The organism is Paenibacillus sp. GYB003, assembly GCF_036577625.1.
GTDB lineage: Bacteria > Bacillota > Bacilli > Paenibacillales > NBRC-103111 > Paenibacillus_AB.
In genome coordinates this window covers 14,332-40,273 of sequence record NZ_JARBDC010000023.1, presented here as the reverse complement: position 1 = coordinate 40,273, position 25,942 = coordinate 14,332, and the positions used below count along the sequence as shown (strand labels likewise).

The window sequence follows — 25,942 nt, the reverse complement described above, 5'->3', positions numbered from 1 at the left end:
TACTCTTCTCTTCATCGCCTTTGTTTCCGATTCGTTATTGTTGTCCATCTTAACTCGGCAGCTTCCGATTGTCAATTGCATTCAACATATCGACGGATCGTCCATCAGCCCGAGCACCTTGCACAGCTCGACCAGCTGGTAGGCGCCGTAAAATTGCCGGCGGTTGCGCCGATGGATGCTCAGCAGCGCATCCTCCGCCACCTTTTTCGCTTTCTCGATGCTGTGATGCTCGACGGCGTGCACAATTTCTTTCATTTGGTCCAAAAAATAAACGGTTCTCCGCAGCGTGCGGATGAGCAAAATTTGTCTCACGTGCACCGGCGTAAAAATCCGGTACCCGTTCTCGGGATCGCGCTCCGGCGCCAGCAGCCCTTCCTTTTCCCAATGCCGGATGGCGGACGTTTGCACGCCGGTGATGTCGGCGACTTCGCCGATCGTCATCCGGTTTTTTTGCTTTTTGCTCGGGGCAACCGGCAAGTCCGGGTTGCGAAGCAGTTCGAGCGTGTGGTCGGCGGCCGTTTTTTCTTGTTGAAGAACGGCTTGCTCTTTGTTGACGAGCCAGAGGGCCGCGTCCATATCGCCGTTCTGAACGTGGCGAAGCGCCGTGCAGGTGACCGAGACGCCGAAACCGGGAAACATGGCGCGAAGACAGCGAAAGTAAGCCAAATGGACGTCGGTGTAAAGCCGATAACCGTTTGCTCCTCGTTCGGGAATCGGAACGACTCCCCACGACTCGTAATGCCGCAGCGCGCTTGTGCTGATGTGCAGCTGTCTGGCGATTTCGATCGGCTTGTAATGGCGCATGTCGTCCGCTCCCTCCGTTAAATCGATTTTTACTATATCAAATGCGTCCGACTGTTTCAAACTTTATCTAAAATGTTTAAAGTGCATTGCCAAGGTTTGACCGCCTCCTGGCACGGGTGTCAAGAGCGGATTCGCCCTTCCCTTCTCACTTGCATCCATGTTGTACAATGAGGGCGTAAGCAAACGAGCCAGGGAGGAATGCAAATGAATGGGACGCCGATCGAGCAATTGTTTCACATTTCCGCCAAAGGGGCGGACAACCCCGATTGTTCCGTTCGCGCTATCGATTTGCTGGAACGGGAACCGATGCTCGGGCTGTTGACCCGGTACGGCGAGATGATGAAGGCGCACGGCTTGGAGCTGGCCGTCTCGTTTTTCGGAGTCGGCTTGTTCGGTTTGGTCGCCGCAAACCATTGGGCGATGTCCCGTTGCGGCCGGCTGCCCGATTTGTCGCTGGTCCAATTAACGGTTCAACTGGAAGTCCGGGACTATGGCGGCCAATTCGTATTCAAGCTCGGCGACGCCGCTTGGACGGATTTGCCGGAAAATCGCCGCGAGGCCTTTGTCGAGGAAGCATGGGTCCGGTATTTTCAGGAACAGCTGAACCCGCTCGTCGAATCGGCCGCCTCCGCCGCCGGATTGAAGTCGGGCCTCATTTGGAACCAGTACGGCTCCACCGCGGCTTTTTACATGGACTATATCCGCGAGACGGTACCGGCCGGAGAAGAGCTGGAACGCTGCGAAGCCGATTTCGCGATTTTGCGAGGCCTGCCCGGAAGCGTGTTCAACCGGAGAAGCAATCCGTTTCGGCATACGCCGAGATACGCGCCCAATCCGTTTCAACCGGACAAACCGATTATGATCCGATCGGCCTGCTGCATGTATGACAAACGGGAAAACGGGACGAAATGCTACTACTGCCCGATCGTGAGCGATTCGGAGCGCGCCGGCCTTTTGGCGCAATATGGCGCCGGCGGCTGGGCTTCGAAAACGTAACGGACGCCACGGCGCTTATTTCGCGAAAATCGGCCGTTTTCCAATCGTAACGGACACCATCTGTGCTCATTTGCTCCGAACCGCCGTCCAAAAGAAGGTTTTTCGCCAAATAGCCGCGCCTGTGTCCGTTACAAAAAAATAGGCCGAAATGAGGCTCGATAGCGGCCGCCATGTCCGCTAGATACTTGGAACTTAGGCCACTCCCGCCGCCGCATGTTCGCCCCCCCCCCCCCCCCCCCCCCGCTCCAACTCCCCGCCGGCGCGGGTCATCCGAGCCGGTATCGCCATGTCCTGCCGCCGGCAGCAGGAATCCCGCTCCGGCTTTGACGCTTATGCGAAGGTCGGGACGGACGGTCTTTTCTGCGCAAACCGAACCTTTTTGCATGCCGAAACGGCAGCGGAGCGGGAAGCGAGATGGAAATGCTCCCGTTATTTTCGGTCGTTTCCCGTTTCCGGGTAAAACAACGGGAAAACATCCCGCTACATTCGTCCAAAACGCGCTTTTCGCCGATTCGGCGCCATTTTATCGGGAACTTATCCCGGTATTTCGAAACGATGCCTATTCGAGAGCGAGTGAACAGGAGGTTTTCCCGTTCGTTCGATATTCGATTCCATCCGCTCGGCAGGATCAGGTTAAGCCGGTTGCAGATAACGAAAGGCGCTGCTCGCTGCATCCTTTAGCGCACTCTCCGTTTACAAAACTGTAAGAAGACCCACTCTCCCGTCCCTCGCCCGCAGCTCGATAAAGTCAACATGTTCAGTCATCCGAATGCCACGAGAGCATCAAGAAGAAATCCGAACAGAAATAAATCTTTAATACTAAAAAACACTTCACATACATTCTGTATGTATGTTAAGATGTAATCGTGAACCGATTCCACATTTTCCCGTAAAGGAGAGTTCGTTTTGAAGCTTACGAGTTCGTATCCCGTGCTTTTGACGGAGCAGGTTGCCGCCTGCGCCGCGTTTTACAAACAATATTTCGGTTTTGCTCCCGCGTTCGAAGCCGACTGGTACGTCAGCTTGAAAAACGACTGCGGGTCGCGCCCGTTCGAGCTCGCCATCATGGACGCCGCCCACCCGACGGTTCCGGAGCCGTTCCGCAAGCCGGTTCAAGGCGTCATCGTCAACTTCGAAGTCGATAATGTCGATGCGGAGTACGAGAGACTCATCGTGCAGGCGAAGCTCCCGCTTCATCTGGACATCCGCGACGAGCCGTTCGGCCAGCGGCATTTCATTACTTCGGATCCGGGCGGTACGCTCATCGATGTCATTACGATCATTCCGCCGTCCGAATCGTTCAGCGAGCAATATGTCGAGAACGTATGGTCGGATGGCGGGAATGACGGAGCAAACGGATGAAAGGCTCGAACGTAAGGCGGATAGGGGCTGCATGACGATGAAACGGACGAAAGCCGAGCAAAAGCAGGCTACGATGCAAAAGCTGCTGGAAGTGGCGAGGGAACATTTTTCCGAGCACGGCTATGCCGAGGCGCCGATGGAGGACATGGTCAAAACGGCCGGGCTGACCCGGGGAGCGCTGTATCACCATTTCGGGAGCAAGGAAGGCTTGTTTCTGGCCGTGCTGGAATCCGTCCAGCAAGAAATCGCGGAGCGCGTCGAGGCGGAAGCGGCGTCAAGCGGCGATCCGTGGGAGCAATTGCTCCTCGGCTGCCGCGCGTTCATGACGGCCGCGGTCGAGCCGCGGAATCGGCGCATTTTGCTGCTGGACGGTCCGTCCGTGCTCGGCTGGGACGCCTGGCGGCGGACGGATGAGCAGAACGCGATGCGTCTGCTTCGGGAGCAGCTGGAGCTGATGCGGAGGCAAGGCTGCTTGAAGCCCGTATCCGTCGAAGCGTTGACGCATTTGCTGTCCGGCGCGATGAACGAAGCCGTTCTGTGGATCGCGGAATCGCCGGACCGGCGGCAGGCGCTGGAGGAAAGCGTCGCCGCGATCGCCCTTTTATGCGAAGGCTTCAAAAAGTAACGGCGACCGTTACTGCGCGGACATGCCGGCAAGCCGCTCGAATGCGGCGGACGGCGGCCCTTTCCGGAGCCGCCGTCCGATCGGGTCGGCGCACGCGCAATGCCCGATATTGATTCTGAACCACGGTTCACTCCGTCCGATTTGGGACGGATCGATACTGGCTCAGCAGTGCTCCTACCGGAATGCCGTCGATGGTCCTCCCCTATTTGCCTTCGATAGGTTCAATGCCGGGACTCGGCGAATTCTATCGCTGCTTCGCCATATTGATTCCGCCGATTTTGTCCAAGATGGGGAGCAAATGAACGACGGGTACGGCCAGACCGACATGGCGTAGGTCTCCGTCCAGCTCGACTTCGGCGGTGGCGAACACGACGGCGATCGCCTCGCCTTCGGCGTTAATGACCGGACTGCCGCTATTGCCTTTGTAAACGGGAGCCTGCAAAGCGACGGCCGGTACGTCCAAGCCCCGCACCGGAATTTGCCCGGCGATCGTCCCTTCGTTGGCGATATGGCTGAACATCAGCGGGTTGCCGATAACGTAAACGGGGTCGCCCGCCCGCCAGTCGTTCGTCCGCGCAAGCGGCAGCGCCAGCAGCTGGGCGCCCGCCTCGATTTTCAAGACGGCCAAATCGAGAGCAGCCTCGCTTGCCATAACTTTCGCGCCGTAATTTTTCCCGTCGGCGAGCCGAACGAAAGCGTTCGTTTTTCCTTCGACGACATGCCGGTTCGTGACGATATAGCCGTCCGGCGATACGATAAATCCGGTCCCTTTCCCTTCGTCCGTGCCGACGACGACGACGGCTTGCTTGTAGCCCGCGACCGCTTCGTTTTGGGAAAGCTCCCTCGATTTGGCGAGAAACCGGATCGCCTGCAAATTGTAAAGCGTCGGCCAAAACGCCAGCCCGTTGACGAGCAGAGCCGCGACGACGAAAACGGCGATCGCTTTCCGCAGCCGTCGTCTCGTTCTCGCTTTCCGCTCGAAATAGATCCGGTCCTCTTCCTCGTCCGCCTCATCGACCTGTTCGAGGTCCGTCTCCTCTTCCGCCGATTCATGCTCCGCTTCGGCGGCTTCCCGCTCCTTCCGTTCCTCCGGCCGGTCCTCTCGATCCTCTCGTTCCTCTCGATCCTTCAAGTCGACCCTCCTACCCGACGTCCGACGTCCGCCGCTTGCCCGATCCGGCATGCCGTTCGGGCTCGCATGCGTTCCGCTCGCACGACCTGCTCGTTTTGCACCATTATACCATGGCAGCGCCTGCCCCGCCGGGTCGTCGGGACGCCCGCGAAAGGTCATTCGGACGTACGATGCGCGACGATGTTGACGAGCTTGCCGAACGGGTCCTGCACATAAAAGCGCCGCACGCCCCAAGTCTCGTCGACCGGCCCGTACCGGATCGGAAAGCCGGCGGCTTTCATCCTCTCCAGCGCGGCATCCACATCGTCGACTTCGATCGACAAGTCGGGCACAGGCGTGCCGGAGCCTCCTTGCGAAGCGAAGCTGATCTGGACGCCCATCCGTTCGCCGGAGCCGTAGGTGGCGATCCATCCGTGATCCATCAGCAGCACGAGTCCGAGCGCGTCTTCGTAAAACCGTTTTGCCGCCTCGATACGGTCCGTACCGATATTGGCGACGATTCGTTTGACCTTCATCGGCCCACTCCTTTTCGGATCGTTTCCCTCCTTCATCATATAGACTTTCCTGCCGTCCGTCCAACCCTGCTTGCAAGGTATGGACGGAACGCGGAGGGGCGAAGCCGGTTGGTTCGCGTTCATTTTGTAGAAGGCCGAAAGTCGATGCGCTCCCGCAGCGGTTCAGTCCGTGCGGAGCGAGCGAAGCCGAGCGGATTGCGTTAAACTTCCGTCCCGCAGCGGAAACAGCAACGGCGGAAGACACCGCGCCAAACTCCGTTGCACGGAAAAAAGCCAAGCCTGTCGTGTCGACGACGGCTCGGCTTTTTCGCGATACCGGCTTGCAGTATGCGGTTACAGGACCGGAAATGCGATATTGTTCTGGATCGACGTGCCCGTGCCGGAATCGACAATTCCGTCCGAATCGGGAAGCGTCGTTCCGAACAGCAGATCGTTGCCGTGAATCGCGTTGTACGTTTCCGCGGGCGACGTGACGAGTATCGCGTTCGCCGAGCCGTAGCGGATTTCGTACTTCGACGACGAGTCGGGCGCGATCGTCCAGTTCGCCGAGCAGACGGCCGTCTTGGTCGCGCCGTCGTACGAAGCGATTTTGCGCCGTTGGCCGACACCTGTTCCGCCGGTAATCGTAATCAGCATCCCGGTGTACTCGTCGTTGACGGCGGACGCTTCGGCGGCGAGCACAATCGAAGCGCCGCCGCCCGATACCGCATTGCCGGCGAGCTTCAGCCGGTTGCGGATCGTATTGTCTTGAATTGTATTGAAGCTGGCGGAAGACGTCACGATCACGTCGCAGCTGTTCGCCGTTCTGCCGCAATCCTCGATGACGTTGCCCCGGATCGTACAGCGGTTCGACTGGCTGAGACGCATGCTGTTCGATTGGATGTTGGTCAAGTAATTGTTCAGCACGGCGACGGAATCGGAAAAGCGGATATCGATGCCGCGGTCGGCGCTGTTCGCGATACGGTTCCCTTCGACGACATGGTTGCTGCACAAGTAAATATGGATGCCCCGGACCGGCGTGTCGATCCAGTTGCCGACGAACCGGACGTCGCTCGCCGACTGCGAATAAATGCCGCCGTTCGGGCCAACAAAACGGCTCGATTCGACGACGATTTCCCGAACCGGACCGTTCATCGCGTTCAGCACCAGGTTGCCGCCCGCGTTGTTTTCGAACAGGCAGCCGGTAATGACGACTCCGGTGACGGCGGTGCCGCTGTCCGGCTCGATATCGATCCCGGCCTGCGGAGCCGTTCCGTTCGTATTGCCGAAGTAGCATTCGCCGATCCGAACGCCTTGCGCCGCGATGATGCTCATTCCTTGCCTGCGGTTGTTGTCGCAGCGAACGTTGTGAAACGTCACGCTGCGGGCGACGTTCGTTTTGACCTGGTACGAGCCGAGAACCGCTCCGTCGCCCCAGCAATCGCTGATGCGGATGTCGCGCACGAGCACCCGCTCCGATCCGCCGATGGCGATGCCGTATCCCCATTCCCCGGTCGTGCCGAGATGCTCGTTCCGGTCGCCGACAATGCGGCCGCCGCCTTCGATCGTCACGTTCGATTTGCCGAATACGTTGATGATCGTATACCGCTGCGAAGCGGTCGGTTTCGCCTTCAACACGGCGTTCGGACTGATGACGATCGTCGTATCGTTTTTCGCCTGGATGCCGGCGTTCAGCTGTCCGGCCGACGTCGCGTCGGCGTTGATCAAATACGTCCCTTGCGGAATGTATACGGTGACGCCGCCGTCCCCGATCGCGCGGTTGATCGCCTCCGTATCGTCGGCCACTCCGTCGCCTTTCGCCCCGAACCATTTCACGTCGACATAAGCCGGTTCGCGGATCCGTTTGAACCGCGCGCCGGAGACGGACACGAGCACCGTCCCGGTGTTGTCGGCGGACGTCGTATCGGACGCGTCGTACAGAAACGGTCCTTCCTGCCCCGGGTCGATCACATAGTAGACGACGCCGGCCTCCGGATTCGTTTCCGCCCGCAAATCGGCGATCGTCGCCGCATAGCTCGGACTCGCGAGCAGCGGCTCGGCTTTGCCTCCTTTGCCGCCTTTGCCGTATACCGATTGGCCGACCGATTCGCCCCTTCCGTCGGCATTGCCGATCGAAGCGGCGTACATCGCCGCAACCGCGCCGGACGCGCCTAACGCGGCCAACAGCTTTCTTCTGCTGATTTTGCGTACGTCGGACATGTGGCATTCGCTCCTTTTTCCGTGTAAGTGGAAGTGCTTACAATAGACTTGACCCGCGGTCGCGCCGTCCCGGAAAATTGAAGGTTATCGTCCGAAATGATGCCGGATAAACGGCCAAACGCGCTCCTTGTAATACCGGTGTCCGCCGCTGCCTTCGTACAGCTCGCACCGGTCCGTCCGATCGCCGTCGACCGTCTCGTATATGCGCCGCGTATGCGCGAAAGCTTCCCGCGTCCGCTCGATCGGAAAATCCCGGTCCAGGGCGCCGTGTACGAACAGTACCGGACGCGGCGCGATGAGCGCCGAAATGTCGTACAGCTCCCCCAGCCTCATAACGCCCGGAATGAAGTTGCACCAGCAGTGGGGAACGTGCATCAAGGACCCGGTAAACGTGCTGTAGTACGACCCCGGGACGCATACCGAAACGCGTTCGTCCAACGCCGCCGTAAAAAACGAGACGGTGCCGCCTCCCGAATTTCCCGTTATCGCGATCCGGCTCGCGTCGATTTCGGGGCGCGCGGCGGCATAATCGATCAGCCGGCCCATATCGTACACGCGTTCCCCGATCAGCGTGCGCCCGTACATGAAGGCGCGCTTCTGCAGCTCGTCGCAGGAGCTCGTTTTCGCTTTGGCGAATTCCTCCTCTCTGGACATTTCCCAAAAGCCGCGCACGTCCATCGCGATGACGGCGTAACCGTTGCGGACAGCCTGAACGGCGATATCGCGTTCGCCCGCCATCGCTTGCTCCCGTTCCTTCTCGTCTGCGAAGTTGCCCGCGTACGTTTCTTTTCCCCGTCTCCCGTGGCCGTGGGGAGTCAATACGAGCGGGAACGGTTTGTCTCCCCGGTCCGGCAGCAGCAGGTAAAACGGGATCTCGACGCCGGGCTCCGCGGCGATATATAGCTTCTCTCTCGTATAGCCCGGAAAACGGACGACTTCGACCGTTCTCGGGGATAACGGAAGTTGGACGTTATGGTTCCGGATATGCGCCAGACCGGTCAGTTCCGCCAGCCGCTCGCGAAACGTCCGCTGCCACTCGGACCAGCCGCTCGTTCCGAGCGCCCGCGTATAATCGAATTCGCGCGCCACGTTCGACCTCAAGTTGTCCATGTACCGGTCCGTCGCGAACAGGATCGATTCCGTCATAGTTTCGCCGCCTTTTTTTTCGTTGCGGATTGCGCTGCTTCATTGGCCGCCCGCGTTCGCCCGCGAATGGATTGTTGATGATTTGCTCCAGTCTTATTGCTGCGATTCCTTGATTTTGCGGTTGATTTCTTCCTCGACCTCGCGAAGGATCGTGTTGACGTCCTTCGTCTGCGTGTAAAAATCTTTGCCGAGCGCCGTTTTGTAAAAGACGTCTTTGGCGATGCCGTCGTATTTCGTAACGGGCGCCGGCTTGCCGATTTTGTCCTTCAAAAACGCGCCCATGTTTTTCCCGGCGACTCCCGGCAAATCGGCGGCGAAGCTTTCGTTCGCGGCCTGGGAGACGACGATCGGCACTTTGCCCGCTTTCGCCTTCGCGACCTGCACCTCCTCGGACAGCAAATACGAAATGAGCCGAAACGCCTCGTCCTTATGCTTGCTGCCGGGCGGAATCGTATAGAACGGCGCGATCATCTGCGTCCCGCCGCTCGGGTTGTCGGAAAATTGGGGCAGCGAGACGACGTCCCAGTTCAGCCCGGTCGTTTTCGCCGCTTCGACGACGGACGAGACGATGTTGGCGCCGGTCCACATCGCCACGTTTTGATCTTTGTAAAAGTTCAAGTTTTTGTACTCGTTGTTCGGAATAAAATAAAATCCGCCCATCGTGTCCAGCCATTTTTTCCATTCGGCCGTCTGAATGACCGCTTTGTTCGTTTTCGGATCGACGAAAGGCAAACCGAGCTGGTTTTTCCAAACGAGATTTTGATGCTGGAACAAAAAGCCGTGGTATTCGGTGCCGCCTTCGCTTCTCGATACTTTGCGGGCAAGGTCGTACACCTGCTCCCACGTCATTCCGTCGCGCGGATACGATACGCCGAATTTGTCGAATATCGCCTTGTTGTAAAACAGCACGTTGCTGTTCAGCTCGAACGGCAGCAGCAGCACCTCGCCTTTATCGGAATAAGAGCGAACGCTTTCCATGACGCCGGGAAGGAACCGTTTGTCGTCGAACCGGTATTTGTTCATCAGCGGCGTCATGTCGGAGACGAGGCCGTAGCTTTTCAAATCCCAAAACGAGCCGAGGCTGAACGAGATGAAATCCGGAATGTCCCCAACCGCGGCAAGCTGATCCAGCTTCAAATCTTTTTCCAGCGTCACCTTCAGCGTCACGTTCGGATATTTTTTCGCGATCAGCTGCTGCTCCAGCTCCAGCCATTTCGTATTGTCGTTCGTGTAATAATGCAGCGTGACGGGCTTCGACAATGCGCCTGCGGCCTCGCCGCCGTCGCCCGTACCGGTGCCGTTCCCGCCCGTTCGGGTCCCGCAGGCGGACAGAAGCGCCGCGCCGACCGCGACCGCGCAAGCCGTCCGGCTCCATTTTGCGGTAACTGCCATCTCTAATCCCCCATTTGCATTCATTTGCTCCAATCGAGCACTTGCCTGTCTTCCAGCAGCCGCTTCCGCAGCTTCGCGTACTCTACGTCCTGCACGGCGCAGCCCGTCTCCAGGGCGAGCGCGGCCGCCGACGCCGCCGATTGTCCCAATATCATGAACACCGGCTCCATCCGGATCGAGCCGAAGGCGATATGCGAAGCCGACAAGCAGACGGGAACGAGCAAATTGACGCACTGCTCCCCCTTCGGCACGATCGCCCGGTACGAGATCGGATAAGGCGATCCGACGGCCACCTCCACGTTCCCTTCGTTGACGCATCTGCCGTCGATGACGAGCCGGCGGCAATTGTGGGAATCCATCGTATACGCAGCCAGGCCGACCGAATCGTCGACGACTTCGTAGCCGCGGCAGTGACGCTCGGTCATGACGACGTCCGACACCATGCGCCGCGCTTCGCGAACGTACAGCTGCGGGGTAAACCGGCCGCTGTCCGCGTATTCGTCGGCCGGAAGCCCCCACTGCGAGACTTCCCGGCGGATCGCCTCCGGCACCCGTTCGTCGTTGCCGAGAAAATAAAGCATCCCCAAGTTATACCGGAGGTGCTCCTGAAACAGCCGCTCCCGGGCGGCCGCGTCGCCTTCCGGCCATTTGTCGGCGCCTCCGATGCAGTCGGTCGACACCGCTCCGAAATTGTTCAGATCGGTTTTTCCGTTCGGCATCATTTTGTGCAGGCGCATCGCGTCCCAGACGCCCGCTTCGATGTAACGGGCAAGCAGCGTATATGTCTCGGGATCGTAGCCCGGCGGCTCCGGAAACGGAATCCGGTTGTCCGGCACGTTCGTCAGGCAGATGCGGAAATTGTACGCCTGCACGCTCGCGTCGCCGTCTCCCTGCCGCAGGACGGGCGCATCGGCAACCCCCGCGATCAAGCCGCTGTCCGGCTTGCCCGGAACGACGAACGGGTCGACCCATGCCTTGAAATTATGGTTCGGATGGCCGTAGTGGACGCCGTTCAGCGTTTCTTTGTATTCCGAGTTCGCTTCGCGGCCGACACGGTATTCGACGCCGGCGCCGGCCATCAAATCCCCTTCGTACGATGCGTCGATAAAGACCGAGGCGCCGAACGAGCTGCCGTCCTCCATCAGCAGGCGCGAAATGCGTCCTCCCTTTTTCTCCACCCGGCGTAGCCGCCGATTGTAATAAACGGGCACCTCCGCCGCCTGCAGCCAGCTTTCGTAAATGCGCTTCGCCACGCTCGGCTCGAACGTCCATTTCGTGCCGTCCGGCTCGGTGCTGCCGTAATGGCTCCCGACCGCGCCGTAAAATTCGCGGGCAATCCCCCCTATCGCCGCTTTATTGCCGATATCGGTCGCGCCGAGCCCGCCGGTCGTCAGTCCGCCCAAATGGCGTCCGAATTCGACGACGACGACGCTCATCCCCAAGCGGCGAGCCTGGACGGCCGCGGCGATTCCGGCCGAAGTCGCGCCGAAAACGCACAAATCGGCATCGATCGCCAGCTCCTCCCGGCCGGAAGCCGCTCCCGTATCGTACTTGATTTTGCTAAAATCGATGGTTCCCATCGTTCTCCTCCCCGCATCCGTCTCGCTGTCGTTTTGGTTTGTATCCGATTTCAATTCCGATTTTATTCAAATTGAAACTTCATTTCTAGTTGAAGAATACTTTCATTTTATTTAAAATCAAGTTGCAACGTTGAAGGATAAAGGAGCTGCCAGCATGCGGAAAAAGAAATCGGTAACGCTGCAGGACTTGTCCCGGCATTCCGGCCTGTCGGTCCATACGGTATCGAAGGCGCTGCGCGGATTGCCCGGCATGTCCGAGGAAACCCGCAATCTCGTCCATAAAGCGGCGCGGGAAATCGGCTACCGGACGAAAGATCAGGAGCGCGTCCACGCGATCGAACGCATCCCGCTCCATCCCCAAAAACCGGCGCGGTTCAAGATGGTCGTCTCCGATAAAACCGAAACGTCCGACATGATCCTGTTCATCCTGAGCGGCTTGCAGGAAAAGCTGTCGGCGTACGGCCATACGATCGAAACGGCGACGATTCCGTACCGGCTCGAAGACGATTCGACACTGCGGCATTGGTCGAACATCCAACAGCTGGAATATTGCGACGGCGTGTTCATTACGCCGATGATCGGAAAGGCGCAGGAAGCGCTTTTGCTCGGATACCCGATTCCGCGCGTCCTGATCAATTTCCCCGGTCCGGCCGCCAAGGTGGACAGCGTCGCCTGGGACGTCGGAACGGCGATCCACCAATCGGTGCAATATTTGATCTCCAAGGGACATACCCGCATCATGTACATCGGAAACATTCACATTCACCGCGGATTCATCCTGCGCTGGCAGTCGTTTCTGTCCGCCATGAAGGAAGGCGGACTGGACGTCGATCCGGACGACCATATGACCGGGGGACTCGGCGGTCAGCAGGGCTGGCTGGATCAGCTCGTCGACAAGCTGCGGCAAGCTCGGCCGACCGCGATCGTGAACGCGGTTCATAACGACCTCGTCTGGATTTACAACGCTTGCAGCCGGCTCGGGAAACGGATTCCCGAAGACATCTCGATCGTCAGCCTCGCCCACGCCGAGAACGCCTTCGTTCCCGAGCTGACGCGGCCGATCCTGATGATCCGGGAATCCGCCGTTCGCGCCGCGGAACGGATGCTGTGGCGGATGGCGAACCCGCACCTGCCGTACGAGCATACGCTGCTCCAGGGCGGCTTCCACGAAGGCGCGACGGTTCGGCCTCCGGCCGAACGCGAAGCCGGGACCGTCCGTACGCCGCGATGAGCAAAAGCCCCCCGGCAAGGAGGGCTTTCTTCTTGCCGGACTTCTCGTATCACGTTTCGCTCGGATTTACGGCAAGCCTGAAATGGTTTACCGTCTTCCAAATCGCCATCCCCGTTCTGCTGTGTGTTGTGATGCTGGTGTCCAAACGAAAAGCTGCACCGATTCCAGGACGTCAATGAACGATGCGTCGAGACGAGCGCTCGGTCGCGCTACGGCTTATCGAATGTTGAAGTATAATATAAAGTACGATGATTCGAACTAGGAGGCGGAGCCGATCATGGACGATCGCGCGATCCGATTTCACCATGCGGGCGACGTCACCGTGAAAGCCGGGAGACGGATCGCCCCCAGACGGTTGCACGACTACGAGCTCGTCTATTTTCCCGTCGGCACGCAATCGGGCTATACCGTTTCCGGCTCCGAGCACGTTCTCGACCGGCCCTGCGTGCTGTTCACCAGGCCGAACGAGCTGCACGAATACCGGTTCGATCCCGATCGGCCTTGCCGCCATATGTTCGTCCATTTCGATATCGGCCGTCAATCCGGGCTGATGGACTACCGTCTGCTCGAGGAACAAACATGTTGCGTATTCCCGCTGGAGGACCGCTCGCTCGTTCCGCAGCTCATGAAGCAGCTGCTTTACTTGTTCCATAAGCGCCCGCCCCGGTGGATATCGCTTGCCGAAAAGCTGCTGCTTTATATGCTGGAGGAGCTGGAAAGCGCGCTGGAGCCGGCCGGAGCCGATTTCGACGAGCAGACGCTCCCTCCGCAAATTTCCGACGCGCTCCACTATATCGAGGCGCACGCGAAAGAGCCGATCGAGGTCGAACGGTTGGCCCGAAACGCCGGATGGAGCCGCGAGCATTTCACGCGCACGTTCCAGCACCATGTCGGGCACCCGCCGAAGCAGTGGATCATGAGGCGGAAAATCGAGCTGGCCGCCCAGCTGCTGCTGCAGCGCCCGGACAGCGTCAAGCAAATCGCGCGCGGCGTCGGATTCGCCGACGAATATTATTTTCACCGGCTGTTTCGCAAAACGATGGGCATGACCGCCACCGAATACCGGCGCAAATACGGCGACGCGCGCATGCGCGAGCTGGCTCCCCCGGACGACTGGGGCCGCTTTTACCCGTTGAACCATTTCTTCATTCTGGAAAAACGGAAGCCGGACGTTTAGGAGCCGTTCCGGCGGAGCTTGACACCAGCCGGAAAATCTCCCGGATCACATCCGTCCATCATCGATTCGGCTGCGTGCATTGCCGGCCTCCCCTTCATCCGCGACAATAAAGGTGTCCATACGAAAGGAGAGGCTGAGGATGAACGAAACGGTCGCAAGCGGGCGCAAACGGTATCCGGTATCGATCGAGCAGTATGCGGCGTATCACAAAGACGGGTATTTGATCGTGAAGGGGCTGCTGGAGGCCGACGACGTATCGCGGCTGCAAAGCTGGACGGACGATATATTTTACGGCCGGGTGACGGAGCTGGACCATTTGTCGCGCGAACACGCCTGGATGGAAGGAACGAACAAGGCGGAGCGTCTTGCCTCCGCCCGGATGCATATGCCCCACCTGCATAACGAGACGGCCGAATGGGGACTGCTGCATCCGAGGCTGCTCGACGTTCTGGAAGCGCTCATCGGCCCGGACGTTCTCGCGCTGCAGTCGATGCTGTTTTTCAACCCGCCGGGGAAAGGCGGTCAAGGCTGGCACCAGGATTCGTTCTATATTCAAACCCAGCCCGACAGCCTGATCGGCGCCTGGGTCGCCCTGGATCGGGCCGACGAGCGAAACGGCTGCCTCTGGATCGCCCCGGGATCGCACTGCGAGCCGATTTATCCGCCGCCGGAGGCGCGGAAAGGGTACGTGCACGCGGACGAGCGGCATATTCAAGGGCTCGTCCCGGTAACCGCCCCGAGCCATATGGACGATTCGATCAACAATTTGTCGCGGATCGCCGCCAAGTACGGGGAAGCCGTGCCGATCGTGCTGGAGCCGGGAGACGTCCTGTTTTTCCATTCGCACCTGCTTCACCGGTCGTACCGCAACGAAACCGCCGACCGGTTCCGCCGAGCCTACGTGCTTCATTATTGCAACGCGCGCTCCAGGGTGCCGTGGAACGGCTCGAACGAGAACCATATTCTCGCCAGGGGCCGGACGCACCTCCCCTATGCGTCGCCCAAGCTGGGGACGCCCGTCGAGCTGTCGCCGGAGCCTGCGGACGGCGGAAGCGACAAAGGGGCGATGATGGTCGCGATGCCGGATGGCGATATGGGTAAGATGGACATGTGAGCGGGATCGCGAAAAAGGAGCTTGCGCCTTTGCAAGCTCCTTTTTTTACTGGGACGGTACGGTCCCTCCCCCGAGATTCATTTCAATGGAGTTATTGTCCGTAACGACTACGCCGCCTTGCTTCATCTCGGCACGCAGCTCGCGGATTTGCTCCGCCTCGAAACGGAAATCTTCCCTCAAATGCTGTTCGTTATCGGGGTCCAGCCATGCCTTTTCTATTTCCGCACGATTTCGGGCCGCTGCCGCCGCAATGCCGCGCATACCGCCTCCGGCTCCGTCGACGAAAACAGCAGGCGGCTGCCGTTCGAAAGATTCAACTGCACGGCGACGCCTTCGTCGCCGATCACGTTGTACAGCGTTGCGCCCGGCTTCGTGCGAATCCCCCAGCCGCCCCAATGCCTCCAGTCGTACGTCGCCGATTGGCAGCTGACGATCCGCCCCAGCTCGACCCGCTTTCGCATCCATCCGAGTCGGATCGTCAGCGTCTCCGCGTCGACGCGAACGCGCAATACGGTAAACGGGCGCACCAAAGCGATCAATGCGCACAGCCCGATGACGGCGGCAACGGCCAATGCCGGATAAGGCAATTTCGCTTCCGGAACGAAGGCGAACGGCAGCAAGGCGGCGATAAGCGCGATTGCCGCGATGCCGTACATGAACAGCCGCCCTTTCCTCGACATGCGCACGATCTGCTCGAACATTCGCCTCTCTCCTTCGTTCAAATTCGCCGCGGCGGCCCGGCCGGCGGCGCGCCCCGGCTTACGCCCTCACCCTCGCATACGCCGCAAGCCGGCTTACCGTTTCGCCCGGCAGCACCGCTTCCAAGGCCGCCGCTTGCGCCGGCGCCGTCACGGTGAACTCCATCGTCTTCAGCCCGTCGAGCACGATCATCGTATCGAGCGCCGTTTCGCCGCTATCCCACGCGAGTCGCAGAGGTACCGTACCGCTGCCGCGGGCGGTAACCGTAACGCGAACCGGCTGTCCGGGACGGTACAACCGGCTGTCCGTATTGAGCGCCAGCAGCACCGGCCCGGCCACGTCGAAGCCTTGCACCGAAGCCGACAGCAGGATCGGCTCGACGCCGTCCGGTGCGGCGTAAAGCGTGTACAGGATCGTATGATGGCCGGCTTTGCCCGTTTGCAGCGGCAGTTCCAGTTCGAACGCCGTTCGTCCCGCAGCCGCCTCGATCTCGTGCCGGACGACCGACAGCTTTTCGTTGTCGGGGTCCATCAGCGTAAGCTCCAGCAGGCAGCGCACGGCGTGCGAACGTTCCAGCTCGCCGCGGACGGCGATCCGGTCGGTATGCAAATACTCGGACCGGTCCGTCAAAAACTCGAGGAAGCGGGCTTTGTAGCCCCGCACGTCGATCGGAAACGTCAGCTCCGCCGACTTGTCCCCCGCCGATAATGTCCAAAGCGCGACATACGTGCCCTGCTTCAGATGGACGGGCAGCGGAAAATCGAACGCCGCCGTTTCGGACGGGGCGATCGACCGCCGGCTCGGCGGGATGACGACGGCGCGGTTTTCGCCGAGCAGCAGGCTCGCCTCCGCGTCGACCGATTCGGCCCCCGCGAACAAGCTTTGCCCGCTTTCGGTCAGCGCCAACCGGACCGTCACCGTTTCGCCCGGCTCGTACGCCTGCTTGTCGGCCGACAGGGCGGCCAGCTGATCTTGCCTCGGCACGTAATACGCGTCCAAAAACAACGATCGGCCGGTTTCCAAATAAACGCCGAAAAACAGCTTGTTCGCCCCGGCGTCGACCGGAATTTCGTGCACGGCTTCGAGCGTGTCGGTAAGCGTGCGCACGGCGGACACGAACGTCGCATCCCCGAGCTGCGCCCGGGTATAGACCGGGTAGGAGCCGCCAGAACGGTTCTCGACAGTCAGCTTCAGCACGGCCGTGTCGCCCGGCGCGTACAGCCGTTTGTCCAGCGATGCCTCGACGAACACCTCCGCGCCGCGGATCGAAGCGTTCAATTTATGCCGCGACTCCCCCTTCAAGTCGAAGAACAGCTCCTGGTGCGCGGCGGTCAGCGCGTCGTCCGGCATCGTAAACGTAAACCCGACGTCGCTCTCCTCGCCGGGAGCGAGCCATTCCGTATTGCTCTGCTCGACGAATCCGGGAATGACGAGGCGGACGGTCGCCCCGCCCTCGCGCTTGCCGCTGTTGCGGACGCGGCACGATACCGTCTGCTGCCGGCCGGCGACGAGCTCGACCTTCTCCGGCAGCCGGACCATCTCGAACGAGACCAATTGAAGCGTCGGACGAAGCATATGGTTCAGTTTCACCGACCGGTCCGGCGAAACGGGCGTCTGGGCCATCCAGCCGTCCTCGCGGTCGGAGGCGTAATCGACCGACTTGACGTAAATGCGATGCTCTTCGTTCGACTGCGACAGCCGGTACCGGCCTTCTTCGTCCGTTACCGTATTGGCGAATCCTTCGTCGGCATAGACGAGCGCCCCCGGGATCGGAAGCATCGTGACGGAATCGAGCACCTGCCCTTCGACGGCGCCGCTGATCGCCTTCAAGTAGAGCGTAAAGTCGACCGTTTTGCCGGGCGTGACGGCCGCCGTGACAGACGGGTTATGTCCCTGTTCGGAGATGTAGCCCACGAGCTCGACGTACAAGCGATGATTCCCTTCCGGCACGCGCAGCTGAAACTGGCCGAGCCGGTCCGTCGTCGTGCTGATTTCCCCCGCGTCGACATACACGAGCGCTCCGGCTAGCGGCTGCTCGGTGACGTGGTCCAGCACTTTGCCGCGCCATATGCCGTAAACCGGCTTCAGAAACGCTTCGAACGCGACCGTCCTGCCGGGCGACGCGGGAAACGCCGCGATTTCGTCCCCATTCGGCAGCCGGTAACCTTCCGACGCCGCATGAACGGAAACGTCCCGCTCGGCCGGAAAATCGTCGACGACGAAACGTCCGTCCGCTCCGGAGACGATCGTTCGCTTGTAATGGGGCAGCCATACCCGCGCGCCGTCCAGCGGATTGCCGTTCACCGCGTCGCGCAGCACGCCTTCGACCGTCGCGTAAGCGGGCGTCGCGTACAGGCGATGCTGCGCCTGCTGCCCGTGTACGAGCCAGGCGGTCATGACGTAGCCATTCTTGTCGTATGCCCGGAAGCCCGGTGCGCGCACATGCAGCTCCCGTTCCCCGACGGGGACGTCGCGAAGCGTAAATTGCCCGGCTTCCGACGTTTGGGTTAGCGACGCCGCGCCGTCGACCCAAACTTCGGCGCCCGCGATCGGCGAGCCGTCCGCGGCGCTGACGACCGTGCCGGAAACGGCGGCGAAAGACGGGCGGGCATAAAGCGCAAGGCCGGCGGACGGATAGACCGTCACGGGCAGCTGCGCCGTTTCCCCTCTCGAGCGCAGCGTCTCGAGCTTGTCGCCGCGGAGCGACAGCGTCTGGCTGCCGAACGGCACGTCCGCCAGCTCGAACCGGCCTTCGGCGTCGGTGTCCGCGCCTTGCGGCGGCCGGACGTCCCATACTTTCGCGGCCGGCTCTCCGCCCGCCCACGGCTGGTCGCTGCCGCCGCCCGCGTCCGCGTCGACGAGCGGCGTTTCGGATCCGGCCGGGAACAGCCGGATCCGATTGACGGTCGCCCGGCCTTGGCGCGGCTCGAATCGCAAATGCAGCTCGCCGTCCGCGCCGACGTCGACCGCCGGACGAACGCGCAGCAGCGCGTCACCCTTCGCTCGGGCGATGTCGATCGCCGTCCATAACGGCTTGCCGCCGGCCAGCACGTCGAATACGTTCGCTCCGACCTGCTCCGGCGCGGCCAGCTCGGCGAAGCTCAGCTCGACGTCGTACCGGCCCGGCGCGAGGCGAAACCGGTAGCCGAACCGTCCGCGCCGCGCCGTCAGCAGCGACGGCTGCTCCTCGTCCGCCGCGCCGCGCACTTTGGCGCCGGCGGAAGCCGCCGTCGCTTCGCCTTCTTCGTAGCCGAAGACGGGCGCCGCCAGAAACAGGCTCGAATCCGCCTCGTCATGGCCGCAGCGGACCGCGTACAGCGGCGCGTCCCGCTGCGGATTCGCCGCGGAAGGCCAAAGGCGGATATGATTGATCAGCGCATTGCCTTTGCGCGCGAGCAAGAACAGCCGCAGGCCGGACGCCCCCGCCGCGACCCGGTACGTGCGCTGCAGCAGCCGGTTCGGTCCGGCCAACGCGCCGATATCGAGCGCCGGATCGAGCGGTTCGCCGTTCAGCGTGACGTCGAACTGCCGTTCGCCGGCCGCTTTCCCTTCATGCTCGCAAAACGACAGCTCGACCGCATATTCGCCCGGCGGCAGCGGGAACACGTACTGCAGCTCCCGGCCGTACCGGACGTGGGTGGCGAGCAGAAGGTCGTCGCCGTCGATCGCGACCGTCTCGTCCAGCCGGTACCCCGAGCCGCCGGCCGCGCCCCAACCGGGCGCCGCTTCCCAGCCGGACGGCTTCGGCCCGCCCGCCCATACCGGATCGTCTCCGCCGTCCGCACCGGCCGCAGTCGGCTCGCAGCCCGACAGCAGCTCGCCGGAACGTTGCTCGACGCGGATATGCCGCAGCAGATTGCCCTGCCCGCCGACGAGCTGGACGGCGGCGCGTCCTTCGGGGAGCGGCTCCGCGTCGGTCGCCTCGCAAAGCGTCGCGCCTCCCGCTTCCAAAAGCAGCGTCGCGCCGAAGGCGGCGAAGCGAATGCGCGTCCACTTGTCCATCGATTGCAGTCGGACCGGCGTTTCCGCGAGCACCTTGAGCCGCCCGTTCTCCCAGCGCTCGATGCGCGCCGTTTCCCCGCCGTATTCCGTCGCCGTACTGCTCCCTGCGAAGCGGTCCGCCCGGTCGGCCGTCTCCAGCTCGAGCTTCAGCCAGCTTCGGCCGTCGTACAGCGCCCACTCTCCTGAAATACGGTCGCTGCCGCCCGGAAACCGTCTGCGCGCCGTAAAGCGGACGGTCCGGTCGCCCGATCGGCGCCACGTGCCGGACATCGTCCCGTCCGGCAGCAGCCGTCCGGCAAAAGCTTCCGCCGTACTGCCGTATTGGCGGGTAAAGGCGACGTCGTCTCCGTCCAGGACGCCGTTTACGATCGGATACGGCTCCGCCTCCCTCTCTTGGACGACGACGGCCCGGTAATAGCGCAGCGAACCGCTCCGCCGCAGCACGAGGCCGAGCCCGCCCGGGCGCGACGCCTTCATCTCCGCGGAGACCGCGGCATCCGCCCATACGCCGGCCGCGCAAACGAGCTCGGGTCCGTGCAGCAGCCCGGCGAGCGGATCGCCGTGCCAGCGCGATCGGACGAGCGAGACGGCCCCGAACGCATAGTCCGGCTCGCCCCAATGGACGCGCAGGCCGGACAGCGGCTCGCCGTTCGCCGCGTTCGCGACCGTGCCGGAGACGGCCGACTTCGCCGGACCGACGTACAGCACAGGCGCTTCCCCGCCCGCCCGGCGGACCGGCAGCCGCATTTGCACCGTCTTCGCTCCGCCGGCGGCGTAGCCCGGTTTGGCCATATAGACGGCCTCTCCGGCAACCGCGTCGAACAAGGAAGGCGCCCGGACCGGCAAGCGGACGCAGCCTTCCGCATCCGTGCGCGCAGGCGCGCTCTCGCCGCCCGCCGTCCAAACGGCCGCTCCTTCCAGCGGCTTAAGCGTAACGGCGTCCAGCAGCCGGGCTTCGAGCTCCGCTTCGGCCGGGGCGACGTACGCGCCCACCCGCCAGCTGTCTCCCGCTTTGACTTGCACCGACAGCAGCGCCCCGCTGTCCGAGCCGGTGCGAATCCGCTCCCCGGCGGCGTACAAATGGTACGTGTTCGCGGGCAACGAATCGTAGACGAAGCTTCCGTCGTCGCCGAGACGGATTTCGGTCGGCTCGACCGCCTCCCAGGCGGACGGAGCGCGTACGCCCGGGGCATCCTCGACGGTCCAGGCGGCCAATCCGTTCGTAAACGATTCGACGAACAGCGGCTCGCCGTCCGGCCGTTCGACGCGGATGTCCCGGACGAGCAGGTCGCTCTTCCAGCAGTAAAAGCCGGCTTTTCCGCCCGCGAAGGCGTCGTCGCGTACCCGAAACAGCTCGCTCCCGTACGCGTAGACGGCCAACTCGCCGCCGACCGCCTCGATGCGGATGTCCGCCCATTGATCGTAGCCGAAATGGACGTAATCTTCCGCCAGCGTCGTGACGCGGCCGTTCTCGATCCGCTCCAGACGGCGGACCGGTCCGCCCGAATCGCGGTTTCCGAGCCAGAACAAGCGGTAGCAGTTTTGCGCGTCCTTATAGCGGAACACGGCTCCCCACGCGTTTTGCGAACGGGCCGATGCCTGAAACGAGAACCGGTAATCGGTCCAGCCGGCGTCCCCGGTCACCGCCTGCGTGGCGAAAAACGGCGGCTTGTCGTCGACATAAACGGAGCCGGTCTGCCGCAGCGCGCCCCGCGCCAGCCTGCGGTCGCCGAAGCCGACGACCGCGCCGACAGCCGGAGAGCCGGATACGACCGCGCTCACGATGCCGCCGATACGCCCGCTCTCCCCTCCCGCCAACGTCAAATCGAGCCGCGCCGTCCGGGCCGGATAGGCGTCGATGCGAACGGTGCGGTCCAAGCCTGCGCCTTTGAAATAGACGGTGCGCGTTCCGGCCGGTACTTCCAGCCTCCAAGCCCCGTTCTCGCCCGTCGTCGTTTCCGGCGCCGGGTTGGCTCCGTCCGCGGAGATGCGGATGTCTTTCACGCCGGAACCCCCGGCGTCCGCAACGATTCCTTCGATGACAGTTGTTCGCCGAGGCAGCGCGATGTCGCCCAACCGGACGGTCCGCCCCGGATGGATATCCGCCTGCATATTCCGTGCGTCCGCGTAGCCCTCGGCTTCGGCGCGCAGCGTGCCCGATCCGACCGCCAGCTCGAGCTCGAACGATCCGTCTTCGCCCGTACGCGCCTCCTCGCCGCTGCCCGCCTTGATCAGACAGCCGGCGATCGGCTTCCCGGTTATCGCCTCGACCGCACGCCCGGCGATCCGGCCGCGTTCGGCGGTCAACCGGATCCGTCCGAGACCGGTCGTTCGGCCCGGGTACACGTCGGCGTCTAAGCTTGCCCTGGCGTAGCCGGGCGCTTTGATCGCGACGCCGGTCCGACCTGTCGCCGCTTCCACCTCGAACGCCCCGTCCTCGCCCGTCGCGGGCTTGACCTCGCCCGCAACGGTCAGCTGCGCGCCCTGCACGGGCTTGTCGTCCCATCCGACGACGACGCCGCTCAGTTTGCCCGTCGCGGGAACCAGATGCAGGTCGATATCGTCCAGCTGTATCCCCGCCGGAACGACGATCGCCGCGCGGACGCTCGCATACCCCGGCGCTTCCGCGGCGATATAATGCTTGCCGGGCGCGAGCGATAGCCGGAACCGTCCGTCCGCCGCCGTTTCCGCCTTGGCCGCGCCGCCCGCCGACACCTTCGCTCCGGCGATCGGCTCGCCCGTTACGCTGTCGCGGACGACGCCCGCCGCCTCGCCGGTCGTTTTGCGCATATAGACGCGCTCCACGCGAACCGCGCGGCCGGCCGGGGCGAACACGGTTACGGCCGCATCCTCGTAGCCTTCCGCCCGCACCGTCAGCTGCGCGGCGCCGGCCGGTACTTCCAGCGAAAACGTTCCTTCCTCCGACGATGCGGCGGACGGTCCGTTCCGGATCGAGACTTGGGCACCGCCGACCGGTAAGCCCGAGCTCGAGCAGAAGACGGCCCCTTCGACCCGGCCGTAGACCGGGGACAAGAAGACGGGCGTCACCTGCGTCGTTCGCCCCGCGTAAATTTGCAGGGCGGCGTTTTGCTCGCCGGAATAGCCCGGAGCTTTGACGGACAAACGGGCTTCGCCGAGCGCGTGCGCCGTTTCGAAAAAGCCTTGCCCGTCGAGCGGAAGCGGCTGTTTGCCGTCGACGGAAACGATCGCGTCCGGAATCGGCTCGTTCGTCATCATGTCCATGACGATGCCTTTCAAGCTTCCGCTTACCGGCGTCAAGTATACGTGCTCCACCGTCGCCGTCCGCTCCGGAGCGGCTACCGTATAGACGCGAACGTCCCTGTAGCCGGGAGCGGTCGCGCCGATCCAATGCCCTCCCGCGTCCGCGGTAAATTCGAAGCTTCCCGTCCCGGCGTCCGCCGCCGTTTCCGGTCCGCCGTCCAGCCGGACTTTGGCGTCCGCGACCGGCAAACCGCTGACCGCGTCGAGCACGCGGCCGGCGAGCTTCCCTTCGAGCAGCGGCACGAAATATTGCTCGTGGTACCCGATTTTTTGCCCGTTCGTCTCGACCGTGCACGACACTTTGCAGTTGCCGTACCGGACCGACATCGGCAGCACGAACCGGAACTGCTGCTCGCCGGGAACGCTCGGCCTCAGCTCCAGGGCGATCCGTTCGTCGAACAGCGTCGCCCCGCCCGGGTCGCTTACGGTCACGATGACGTCCGCCGGGAAAACGGCGCCGGTCGCGTTGGCGTACCGGACGCGAATGTCGATCGCTTCGCCGGGGCGAACCTGCTTTTTATCGATCGTCAGTTCGGCCTGCGCCTGCGGAATATGGACGTTGATGCCTTTGTTCGTCGATCCGAGCGATTTGCCGTTTTCGTCGCTCAGAAACGCCCAAAACCGGTAGCCGCCTTTCTCCAAAGCATCGTACGCGAACGGCAGCTCCCGCTCTTTGCCGGCTTCGACGGTGACCGTCTGCGTCATCGGCCGCTGCGTGCCGAGGCGGGTGGCGACGGTAAGCGTGCGCGCATAAGGAGACCGGTTCCAGATCAGGAGCCGCACTCTCGCCGTTTCGCCTTCGAGCAAATGCTCCTGATCGGAGACGGCGCTGAACGAGATCGCTTCCGCTTTGTAGCCGACGCCGTCCAGCGTATCGTCGAAGTTGTTGACGAGAATCGTCGCCGCGTCGTACTGATGGTCGGCGACTTCTCCCGCGGCGTCCAGCAGCGTCGCGTCGAAGCTCCAATAGCCGAGCGCGTCGATATCTCCCGCCTCGAACGCCAGCTCCTTCGTTTCGCCGGGGGCGATCGCCGCGTTCAGTACATAACGGTCCGTAAAAACGTGTTTGTCCGGATCGACCGCGTGCAGCTTGACGGACGCGACCTCCTTGGTCGACCGGTTCGTCAGCGATAGCCGGATGCGAAACGGCTTGTTGTCCGGGTCGTATTCCGGCACGTCCGAGCCGGCGAGCCGGGCCCAGGCGAACGTGTCGCGCATGAGCAGCCGTTCGTCCCGGGTCAGCTGGTTGAAGCCGATGCCCCAGTCGGCGTAAGCGGAAGTGACGATGACCCGCCCTTCGCCGTACCGGTACGTCAGCATGGCCGGCTGTCCGTTGATGCGGCGCCGAAGCAAAACTTGGGCGTTGTCCGGCCACGCCGTGAAAAAGCCGTCGACCGCCACGTCCATCGCGTCGCCGTCTTGTCCGGCGAACACCGGATGCGGCGCGGTGATGACGACCGAGTGCGCGTGGCACGACTGATCCTCGGCCCAGCCGTACCCTTCGACGCCGCCGGGCAGCGCGCCGAAATCGTAGCCGTGCTGCTGCGACATGCAGATGCACGTACCGCCGAGACGGATATATTCGCCGAGACGGTCTTTGAACGTTCCCGATTTGTCGAGCCCGTACAAGCCGCCGGTCGGAATGATCAGCACCTTTTGATATGCGAGCAAATCGCGCGGATTGAAATCGATCGAAACGAAGCGGACGGGCTCGTGCAGCTTGACCATCAGATCGAAGGCGACTCCGGCAAAGCCGGCGGCCAGCATCGCATAACGGGAAGCGCCGGCCAACTCGGGGAGCTGCTCGATCAGCTGCTTGTCGCCGAGCGCCTGAATGATGTCCATGTATACTTTTTCGCGGTCCGGATCGCTCGTCTCCCCGGACGTCGCCTTTTTCCACGCGGCCAAAATCGCCCGCTTCACCAGCTCGCCCGTCACCTCCGCGCCGAACCCTTTGTCGTGCAGCCGCTCGGCCAGCTTTTGCAGCAATTCCGCATTCAAATATTTGTTCAGCAGCCGGGCGACGTGCGGCGTGTTCAAATTCGGCATGCGCGGGACGTGCGAAGCGGCGTCGTTCGATTCGTCCGGATTGTCGCTGCCCGGACCGGTTACCCAGATGTACAAGTAGACGGCGTGCGAAACCGCGACGAGCGCCTGAATGGCGGCGACGACGGTCGCGCCGACTCCGACCATGCTCCATACGGCGGCGACCACGAGGACGGCTACCGCGAATACCGGCGTAAATCCCATCGATTCGGCTTGGCCGAGCGCGACGTTCATCGAAGGCGGCAGCACGCCCGTCTCCTGCAGCCGGTCGACGAACGCCCGGGCGTCCCCCACCTCCGCCAGCCGCTTCAGCTGCTCGTCGCCGAGCGCTTGCGCCAGCTTGATTTCGATCCGGTCCCAGGCGATGTCCGCCTCCGCCAAGCCGGCTTCCCGCAAAAACGTTTTCGGGTCGCGGCCGAACGCGGCCGCCGCCTGCGGATCGTCGAACAGCCGCTCCATCGCGGACTGAATCGCCTTCGCCCGTCCGGAAGCCCCTTGTGCGCCGCCTTCCCGCAAAAACAGCTCCAGCCGTTCCGGCTTCGCCTCCCGGGGCCGGGGCCGGACGCTTTCCGGAATGCCGTACAGACGCGATTTTCGGTCGTTTTCGTTCATAATCGTCATAGTCCCTCCTTCGTCGTTA

At 62.4% G+C, this 25,942-nt stretch carries 17 protein-coding genes; 7 read left to right on the top strand and 10 right to left on the bottom strand.

Annotated features, from left to right (window positions below; all coding sequences use genetic code 11):
* Positions 1-81: 81 nt before the first annotated feature.
* On the bottom strand, positions 82-804 hold the full coding sequence (locus PV407_RS09630; protein WP_332089705.1) for a TioE family transcriptional regulator: 723 nt from the start codon (positions 802-804) through the stop codon (positions 82-84).
* Between the two features lie 204 nt (positions 805-1,008).
* On the opposite strand from PV407_RS09630, the gene PV407_RS09625 reads away from it, so the two are divergent.
* The 3 genes from PV407_RS09625 to PV407_RS09615 all read left to right on the top strand — a co-directional run bounded on the left by PV407_RS09625 (position 1,009) and on the right by PV407_RS09615 (position 3,787).
* A complete protein-coding gene (locus tag PV407_RS09625) occupies positions 1,009-1,800 on the top strand; it encodes a hypothetical protein (RefSeq protein WP_332089704.1) in 792 nt (263 codons plus the stop codon).
* A 906-nt stretch (positions 1,801-2,706) separates the two neighbouring features.
* Positions 2,707-3,162, top strand: coding sequence for a VOC family protein (locus PV407_RS09620; RefSeq protein ID WP_332089703.1), 456 nt, complete (start codon positions 2,707-2,709; stop codon positions 3,160-3,162).
* Between the two features lie 37 nt (positions 3,163-3,199).
* Positions 3,200-3,787 (top strand): TetR/AcrR family transcriptional regulator, encoded by a 588-nt coding sequence (locus PV407_RS09615; protein ID WP_332089702.1) that lies wholly within the window; start codon positions 3,200-3,202, stop codon positions 3,785-3,787.
* Between the two features lie 244 nt (positions 3,788-4,031).
* Here the strand turns inward: PV407_RS09615 and PV407_RS09610 are convergent, their stop codons facing one another.
* The 6 genes from PV407_RS09610 to PV407_RS09585 form a co-directional block, all read right to left on the bottom strand.
* Positions 4,032-4,919: a S1C family serine protease gene (locus PV407_RS09610; RefSeq protein WP_332089701.1), complete on the bottom strand. Its 888-nt coding sequence runs from the start codon at positions 4,917-4,919 to the stop codon at positions 4,032-4,034.
* A gap of 155 nt (positions 4,920-5,074) precedes the next feature.
* Positions 5,075-5,434: a VOC family protein gene (locus PV407_RS09605; RefSeq protein ID WP_332089700.1), complete on the bottom strand. Its 360-nt coding sequence runs from the start codon at positions 5,432-5,434 to the stop codon at positions 5,075-5,077.
* Positions 5,435-5,767: 333 nt separating this feature from the next.
* Positions 5,768-7,633: a right-handed parallel beta-helix repeat-containing protein gene (locus tag PV407_RS09600; RefSeq protein ID WP_332089699.1), complete on the bottom strand. Its 1,866-nt coding sequence runs from the start codon at positions 7,631-7,633 to the stop codon at positions 5,768-5,770.
* An 84-nt stretch (positions 7,634-7,717) separates the two neighbouring features.
* Positions 7,718-8,779: an alpha/beta hydrolase family protein gene (locus PV407_RS09595; RefSeq protein WP_332089698.1), complete on the bottom strand. Its 1,062-nt coding sequence runs from the start codon at positions 8,777-8,779 to the stop codon at positions 7,718-7,720.
* 93 nt (positions 8,780-8,872) lie between these two features.
* Positions 8,873-10,171, bottom strand: coding sequence for an ABC transporter substrate-binding protein (locus PV407_RS09590; RefSeq protein ID WP_332089697.1), 1,299 nt, complete (start codon positions 10,169-10,171; stop codon positions 8,873-8,875).
* Between the two features lie 20 nt (positions 10,172-10,191).
* A complete protein-coding gene (locus PV407_RS09585) occupies positions 10,192-11,751 on the bottom strand; it encodes an FAD-dependent oxidoreductase (protein WP_332089696.1) in 1,560 nt (519 codons plus the stop codon).
* Between the two features lie 154 nt (positions 11,752-11,905).
* Between PV407_RS09585 and PV407_RS09580 the strand changes: the two genes are divergently transcribed.
* The 4 genes from PV407_RS09580 (at position 11,906) to PV407_RS09565 (ending at position 15,273) form a co-directional block, all read left to right on the top strand.
* Positions 11,906-12,982, top strand: coding sequence for a LacI family DNA-binding transcriptional regulator (locus PV407_RS09580; RefSeq protein WP_332089695.1), 1,077 nt, complete (start codon positions 11,906-11,908; stop codon positions 12,980-12,982).
* Positions 12,983-13,014: 32 nt separating this feature from the next.
* Positions 13,015-13,161 carry a hypothetical protein gene (locus PV407_RS09575; RefSeq protein WP_332089694.1) on the top strand — a complete coding sequence of 49 codons (147 nt, stop codon included), beginning with the start codon at positions 13,015-13,017 and terminating at the stop codon, positions 13,159-13,161.
* A 98-nt stretch (positions 13,162-13,259) separates the two neighbouring features.
* A complete protein-coding gene (locus tag PV407_RS09570; protein ID WP_332089693.1) occupies positions 13,260-14,159 on the top strand; it encodes an AraC family transcriptional regulator in 900 nt (299 codons plus the stop codon).
* 139 nt (positions 14,160-14,298) lie between these two features.
* Positions 14,299-15,273 carry a phytanoyl-CoA dioxygenase family protein gene (locus PV407_RS09565; RefSeq protein ID WP_332089692.1) on the top strand — a complete coding sequence of 325 codons (975 nt, stop codon included), beginning with the start codon at positions 14,299-14,301 and terminating at the stop codon, positions 15,271-15,273.
* 45 nt (positions 15,274-15,318) lie between these two features.
* On the opposite strand, the gene PV407_RS09560 is transcribed toward PV407_RS09565, so the two are convergent.
* The 3 genes from PV407_RS09560 to PV407_RS09550 are packed head-to-tail and all read right to left on the bottom strand — an operon-like array spanning position 15,319 to position 25,914.
* The gene (locus tag PV407_RS09560; RefSeq protein WP_332089691.1) at positions 15,319-15,534 is read right to left on the bottom strand and encodes a hypothetical protein; all 216 of its coding nucleotides are present in this window, start codon (positions 15,532-15,534) and stop codon (positions 15,319-15,321) included.
* The gene (locus PV407_RS09555) at positions 15,489-15,974 is read right to left on the bottom strand and encodes a hypothetical protein (protein WP_332089690.1); all 486 of its coding nucleotides are present in this window, start codon (positions 15,972-15,974) and stop codon (positions 15,489-15,491) included. Before PV407_RS09555 ends, PV407_RS09560 begins: the two co-directional genes overlap by 46 nt.
* Before the next feature lie 58 nt (positions 15,975-16,032).
* A complete protein-coding gene (locus tag PV407_RS09550) occupies positions 16,033-25,914 on the bottom strand; it encodes a carboxypeptidase regulatory-like domain-containing protein (RefSeq protein WP_332089689.1) in 9,882 nt (3,293 codons plus the stop codon).
* Between the last annotated feature and the right edge of the window lie 28 nt (positions 25,915-25,942).

Bases quoted from the DNA above. Each gene is read 5' to 3' on its own strand.
- PV407_RS09630 (WP_332089705.1), bottom strand. From the start codon at position 804: ATGCGCCATTACAAGCCGATCGAAATCGCCAGACAGCTGCACATCAGC.
- PV407_RS09625 (WP_332089704.1), top strand. From the start codon at position 1,009: ATGAATGGGACGCCGATCGAGCAATTGTTTCACATTTCCGCCAAAGGG.
- PV407_RS09615 (WP_332089702.1), top strand. From the start codon at position 3,200: ATGAAACGGACGAAAGCCGAGCAAAAGCAGGCTACGATGCAAAAGCTG.
- PV407_RS09605 (WP_332089700.1), bottom strand. From the start codon at position 5,434: ATGAAGGTCAAACGAATCGTCGCCAATATCGGTACGGACCGTATCGAG.
- PV407_RS09600 (WP_332089699.1), bottom strand. From the start codon at position 7,633: ATGTCCGACGTACGCAAAATCAGCAGAAGAAAGCTGTTGGCCGCGTTA.
- PV407_RS09595 (WP_332089698.1), bottom strand. From the start codon at position 8,779: ATGACGGAATCGATCCTGTTCGCGACGGACCGGTACATGGACAACTTG.
- PV407_RS09590 (WP_332089697.1), bottom strand. From the start codon at position 10,171: ATGGCAGTTACCGCAAAATGGAGCCGGACGGCTTGCGCGGTCGCGGTC.
- PV407_RS09585 (WP_332089696.1), bottom strand. From the start codon at position 11,751: ATGGGAACCATCGATTTTAGCAAAATCAAGTACGATACGGGAGCGGCT.
- PV407_RS09580 (WP_332089695.1), top strand. From the start codon at position 11,906: ATGCGGAAAAAGAAATCGGTAACGCTGCAGGACTTGTCCCGGCATTCC.
- PV407_RS09570 (WP_332089693.1), top strand. From the start codon at position 13,260: ATGGACGATCGCGCGATCCGATTTCACCATGCGGGCGACGTCACCGTG.
- PV407_RS09565 (WP_332089692.1), top strand. From the start codon at position 14,299: ATGAACGAAACGGTCGCAAGCGGGCGCAAACGGTATCCGGTATCGATC.
- PV407_RS09560 (WP_332089691.1), bottom strand. From the start codon at position 15,534: ATGCGCGGCATTGCGGCGGCAGCGGCCCGAAATCGTGCGGAAATAGAA.
- PV407_RS09555 (WP_332089690.1), bottom strand. From the start codon at position 15,974: ATGTTCGAGCAGATCGTGCGCATGTCGAGGAAAGGGCGGCTGTTCATG.
- PV407_RS09550 (WP_332089689.1), bottom strand. From the start codon at position 25,914: ATGAACGAAAACGACCGAAAATCGCGTCTGTACGGCATTCCGGAAAGC.